This is a genomic window from Streptomyces sp. NPDC002690 (assembly GCF_053592415.1).
Genome location: NZ_JBSFVR010000412.1, coordinates 1 through 6,328, shown reverse-complemented (window position 1 = coordinate 6,328; position 6,328 = coordinate 1). Strand labels below are relative to the sequence as shown.

At 73.1% G+C, this 6,328-nt stretch carries 1 protein-coding gene; it reads left to right on the top strand.

The window, feature by feature from the left end; genetic code table 11:
- On the top strand, positions 1-6,328 hold a 6,328-nt coding region (locus ACWD3D_RS31990; RefSeq protein ID WP_451464238.1), incomplete at both ends, for an amino acid adenylation domain-containing protein.

Below are 6,328 nucleotides of genomic sequence, written 5' to 3'. Positions count from 1 at the left end.
TCGCGTATCTGCTGGAGGACGCCCGTCCGGTCCTGTTGGTGACGGACATGAGCACGGGTGACCGGTTGCCGGCGGGTCCGGTCGGCCGGCTGGTGGTGGACGAGCCGGGGACGGCTCTCCTGGTGGCGGAGTCTCCGGTGTCCGATCCGATGGTGGTGGTGGATCCGGCGCATCCGGCGTACGTGATCTACACCTCGGGTTCCACCGGCAGGCCCAAGGGTGTCGTGGCGACCCACGGCGGCCTCCTCGATCTGCTCGGCGACCACCTGCGGGCGCTGTTCGCCCCGCTGCTGAAGGACCAGCGGCGGCTGCGGGTGGCGCTGACCACCTCGGTCTCCTTCGACGCCTCCTGGAACCAGCTGATGGCCCCCTTCGCCGGCCATGAACTGTACGTCCCGGACCACGCGACCTGGACCGACCCGGAAGCGTTCGTCGACTACGTGGTGCGCCACCGGCTGGACTACGTCGAGGCTACCCCTTCCTACCTCCACGAGCTCGTCCCGGCCGGACTGCTGAGCGATCCCCGGCACCGTCCCGCCCTGGTCGCGGCCGGCGGCGAGGCCGTACCCGAGCAGCTCTGGGAACAACTGCGGGCGGCCGAGGGGACCTCGGCCGTCAACCTCTACGGACCCTCCGAGTGCACCGTCAACTCGGTCGCCGCACCCATGGGTTCGAGCCCGCACCCGGTCATCGGCCGGCCCGTCACCAACTCCCGGCTGTACGTGCTCGACACCGCGCTGCGGCCGGTGCCGGGCGGTGTGACGGGTGAGCTGTACATCGCGGGTGAGGGGCTGGCGCGCGGTTACCTGAACCGGCCGGGTCCGACCTCGGGGCGGTTCGTGGCGGACCCGTTCGGACCGGGCGGCACGCGGATGTACCGTACGGGCGATCTGGTGCGGTGGGACCCCGAGGGGAACCTCGAATTTCTCGGCCGCACCGACGACCAGGTCAAGGTCCGGGGACACCGGATCGAACCCGGTGAGATCGAGGCGGTCCTCACCGGTCACCCGGGGATCGCCCGCGCCGTCGTCACCGTGCGCACCGACGACGGTCCCCGGCTGGTCGCCCACGTCGTCCCCGCCGAGGGGCAGGCCGTCACGGCCGACGCACTGCGGACCTGGCTGCGCGAGCGGCTGCCCGCGTACATGGTGCCGTCCGCCCTCATGGTGCTGGACGCGCTGCCGCTCACCCCGAACGGCAAGCTCGACCGGCGTGCCCTCCCGGCCCCCGAGCAGCGGCCCGCCGCACCGGGGCGGGCTCCGCGCACCGCGGTCGAGCACCTGCTCCAGGGGCTGTTTGCCGAGGTACTGGGGGTCACCGAGGCAGGACTGGACGACAGCTTCTTCGACCTCGGCGGGCACTCCCTGCTCGCCACCCGGCTGGTGGCCCGGGCCCGTTCGGTGCTGGGCGTGGAGCTGAGGCTGCACGATTTGTTCGACGCACCGACGGTGACGGAACTGGCGGCCGCGGTGGAGGCCGCGGGCCGCGCGCGCCCGGCCCTGGTACGCCGCGAACACCACGGGAGCCGCCTCCCGCTCTCCTCCGCGCAGCGCCGCCTGTGGTTCCTGCACCGGATGGAGGGCCCCAGCGCCACGTACAACATCCCGCTGACGCTGCGGTTGTCCGGAAGCCTGGACCCGCGTGCCCTGGAAGCCGCCCTCGCGGACGTCGTGGAGCGGCACGAGAGCCTGCGTACCGTCTTCCCGGTGGCCGACGGCGTGCCGTGGCAGCGGGTGCTCGACGCCGATGTCGCACGACCGTCCCTGCGGGTGACGGAGACCGGCGAGAGCGAGCTGCCCGACAGGCTGGCACGGGCGGCCCGGGGCGGCTTCGAACTCTCCGACGAGCCGCCGCTGCGTGCCGAACTGTTCCGGCTCGGCACGGACGAGCACGTGCTGCTGCTGGTGATGCACCACATCGCCGGTGACGGCTGGTCGACCGGCCCGCTCTCGCGGGACCTGACGACCGCCTACGCGGCCCGCAGCGAGGGAGCGCCGCCTCAGTGGTCGCCGCTGCCGGTCCAGTACGCCGACTACACCGGCTGGCAGCAGGAGCTGCTGGGCGACGGCGCGGACCCGGACTCTCTGCTGAGCAGCCAACTCGCCTACTGGCGTGCGCGACTGGCGGACCTTCCCGAGCAGGTCGAGCTGCCGTTCGACCGGCCGCGGCCCCCGGCGATGACCTACCGGGGCGCCCACCTGCCGGTGCGGATCGACCCCGAACTGCACCAGGGACTCTCCGTACTCGCCCGCGACGGCGGCGCCAGCCTCTTCATGGTGCTCCAGGCGTCCCTGGCCGCACTGCTGGGCAAGCTCGGGGCCGGCACCGACGTCCCCATCGGCACACCGATCGCCGGGCGCACCGACGAGGGCCTCGACGACCTGGTCGGCTTCTTCGTCAACACCCTGGTGCTGCGCACCGACCTGTCCGGGAACCCGTCGTTCACCGAACTGCTGGGGCGGGTGCGCTCCGGGGCGCTGGAAGCGTACGCACACCAGGAGATGCCGTTCGAGCACCTGGTGGAGGCGCTGAACCCGACCCGGACGCTCGCCCACCACCCGCTGTTCCAGACCATGCTCACCCTCCAGAACGCGCCGTTCGGCACCTTCGACCTGCCGGGCCTGCGGGTGGCGACCGATCTGGTCCCCACCGGGACGGCCAAGTGCGACCTGAACTTCGTCCTGGCCGAACAGGCGGACGGTGAGGGTCTGTCGGGCGTCGTGGAGTACAGCACCGATCTGTTCGACGCGGACACCGTCGCCGGGATCGTCGAGCGCTGGCAGCGGCTGCTGCGTGCCGTCGTCGCCGCCCCCGGCCGACGGATCGCCCAGGTGGACGTACTGTCCGCCGACGAGCTCCGGGCCCTGCTGCCGGCCCCCACCGACCAGGACGGGGCGCTGCCGGAGAGCGGTCTGCCCGCGCTGTTCGAGCGGCAGGTACGCGCGAACCCCGCGGGGACCGCCCTCAGCGGCGGCGGAACCACCCTGACGTACGGCGAGTTGAACGCCCGCGCCAACCGGTTGGCGCACGCCCTGATCCGCCGGGGGGTGGGGCCGGAGCAGCTGGTGGCGCTGGCCCTGCCGCGCTCGGCGGAGCTGGTCGTGGCGGTGCTCGCCGTGCTCAAGGCCGGCGCCGCGTACGTCCCGGTGGACCCGGAGTACCCTGCCGCCCGCATCGCCTACCTGCTCCAGGACACCCGGCCCGCGCTCCTCGTGACGACGAGCCGGACCGGAGAGCGGCTGGATGCCGAAGGCGTGGACCGGCTCCTGCTGGACACCGCCGACCTGGAAGGATTTCCGGACACGGACCCGGGGATCGTCCTCGACCCGGCCCACGCCGCCTACGTCATCCACACCTCCGGCTCCACCGGCAACCCCAAGGGCGTGGTGGTCCCGCACCGCAACGTGGTGCGCCTGTTCGACACCACCCGGGAGCTGTTCGGCTTCAGTGCCGACGACGTCTGGAGCCTCTTCCACTCCTACGCCTTCGACTTCTCGGTGTGGGAGCTGTGGGGCCCGTTGCTGCACGGCGGCCGTCTGGTGGTCGTGGACCACGAGACCAGCCGGTCGCCCGGCCGGTTCCTGGACCTGCTCGCCCGTGAGGGCGTGACGGTGCTCAACCAGACCCCGTCCGCCTTCTACCAGCTGGCCCAGGCGGACGCCCAGGCACCGGAGACCGGCAGCCGCCTCGCCCTGCGCACGGTGGTGTTCGGCGGCGAGGCACTGGAGCACGGCCGGCTGTCGGGCTGGTACCAGCGCCACGCGGACGACGCGCCGCGACTGGTCAACATGTACGGCATCACCGAGACCACGGTGCACGTCACCCACGCGGCGCTCGACCGGTCCCCCGCATCCGCCGGCCGGATCGGCACGGCCCTGCCGGACCTGCGGGCGTACGTGCTCGACGACGGCCTGCGGCCGGTGGCCCCTGGCGTGCCCGGCGAGCTGTACGTCGCGGGCGCGGGCCTGGCGCGCGGCTACCTCAACCGGCCCGGCCTGACCTCGGGGCGGTTCGTGGCGGACCCGTTCGGAGTGCCGGGATCGCGCATGTACCGCAGCGGCGACGTGGTGCGCCGCGCGGCGGACGGAAGCCTGCGCTACGTCGGCCGGGCCGACCAGCAGGTGAAGGTGCGCGGGTTCCGGATCGAACTCGGCGAGATCGAGGCGGCGCTGGCCGCGTACCCGGGCATCGCCCAGGTCGCCGTCCTCGCACGGCAGGACCGGGCCGACGACACTCGGCTGGCCGCCTACCTGGTGCCCGCCCAGGGCGCCGCCCCCGAAGCCGCCGAGCTGCGCGGGTACCTGCGCGAGCGGCTGCCGGAGTACATGGTGCCGTCGGCGTTCGTCCTGCTGGACGCGTTGCCGCTGACCGTCAACGGCAAGCTGGACCACCGGGCCCTGCCCGCGCCCGACACCGCCCCGACGGCCACCGGCCGCGCCCCGCGCACCCCGCAGGAGCAGATCCTCTGCGAGCTCTTCGCGGAGGTCCTGGGGGTGGCGTCGGCCGGTGTGGAGGACGGATTCTTCGACCTGGGCGGGCACTCCCTGCTCGCCACCCGCCTGGCCGCCCGCGTCCGCGCGACGCTCGGCGTGGAAATGCCGCTGCGCACCCTGTTCGAGGCGCCGACCCCGGCGGGACTGGCCGCCGCCCTGGTGGCCGCCGGGCCGGCGCAGGCCGCCCTGGTGAAGCGCGAGCGCCCCGAGGCGGTACCGCTGTCCTTCGCGCAGCGGCGGCTGTGGTTCCTGCACCAGTTGGAGGGCGCGGGCGCCAACTACCACATCTCCCTGGCGTGGCGGCTGACCGGGGATCTGGACCGGCGGGCCTTGGAAGCCGCCGTGGCGGACGTGGTGGCCCGGCACGAAAGCCTGCGCACCGTCTTCCCCGCCGTCGACGGCACGCCGCGGCAGCACGTGCTGGACGTGACGGCGGCCCGCCCGCGGCTGCTCGTGGACCGGACCACCGAGGCCCGACTGCCCGCTCTGATGGCGACGGCGAAGGACCGTCCCTTCGACCTGGCGGTCGACGTGCCGCTGCGGGTCCAGCTGTTCGAGCTCGCGCCGGACGAGCACGTCTTCCAGGTGGTGCTCCACCACATCGCGGGCGACGGCTGGTCGCTGGGCCCGCTCACCGGGGGACTGACCGCCGCCTACGCGGCGCGCCACCGCGGCGAGGAGCCGCGGTGGGCGCCGCTGCCGGTGCAGTACGCCGACTACACCCTGTGGCAGCACGAGCTGCTCGGGGACTCCGCGGACCGGGACAGTCTGTTCGCCGGACACGCGGACTACTGGACCCGGCAGCTGGCAGGGCTGCCGGAGTGCGTCCAGTTGCCCACCGACCGGCCCCGCCCGGCGATCGCCACCCATCGGGGCTCCTCCGTGAGCGCGGGGCTGGACGCCGAGCTGCACCGAGGTCTGAGCGAACTCGCCCGCGCGCACGGGACCAGTCTGTTCATGGTCCTCCAGGCCGGTCTCGCCGCGCTGCTGAGCAAGCTCGGCGCGGGCGACGACATCGCCGTCGGAAGCCCGGTCGCCGGCCGGACCGACCAGGCGCAGGACGAACTCGTCGGCTACTTCGTCAACACCCTGGTGTTCCGGACCGACACCTCGGGCGATCCGACGTTCGCCGACCTGCTGGACCGGGTCCGGGACACGGCGCTGGCCGGGTACGCCCACCAGGACCTGCCGTTCGAGTACCTGGTCGAAGTCCTCAACCCGTCCCGATCGCTCGCGCACCACCCGCTGTTCCAGGTCATGCTGGTGCTGCAGAACGCGCCCCGGGCCGACTTCGCGCCGCCCGGGCTGCGCGTGGACGACATGCCGTCGGCGTCGACCACGGCCAAGCTCGACCTGATCTTCACCCTGTCCGAACGGTACGCCGAGGACGGCTCCCCGGACGGGATCGACGGAGCCGTCGAGTACACCACCGACCTGTACGACCCGGCAGCCGTGACGACGATGACCGCACGGTGGGAGCGGCTGCTCCGCCTCGCGGTCGCCGACCCGCGACGCCGGCTCAGCGGGCTCGATCTGCTCGGTGACGACGAGCGGGGTGAGTTGGCGGCGCTGGGTGCGGGTCCGGTGGCCGGGGTGTCCGGTGAGGGCTTGTTGGAGTTGTTCCGGGCTCGGGTGTCCGGGGTTCCGGATGCCGTGGCGGTGGTGGGTCCGGATGTGTCGTTGTCTTACGCGGAGTTGGATGCGCGGGCGAATCGTCTGGCGCATGTGCTGGTGGCGCGGGGTGCGGGTCCGGAGCGGTTGGTGGCGGTGGCGTTGCCGCGGTCGGCCGGTCTGGTGGTGGCGATTCTGGCGGTGCTGAAGACGGGTGCGGCGTA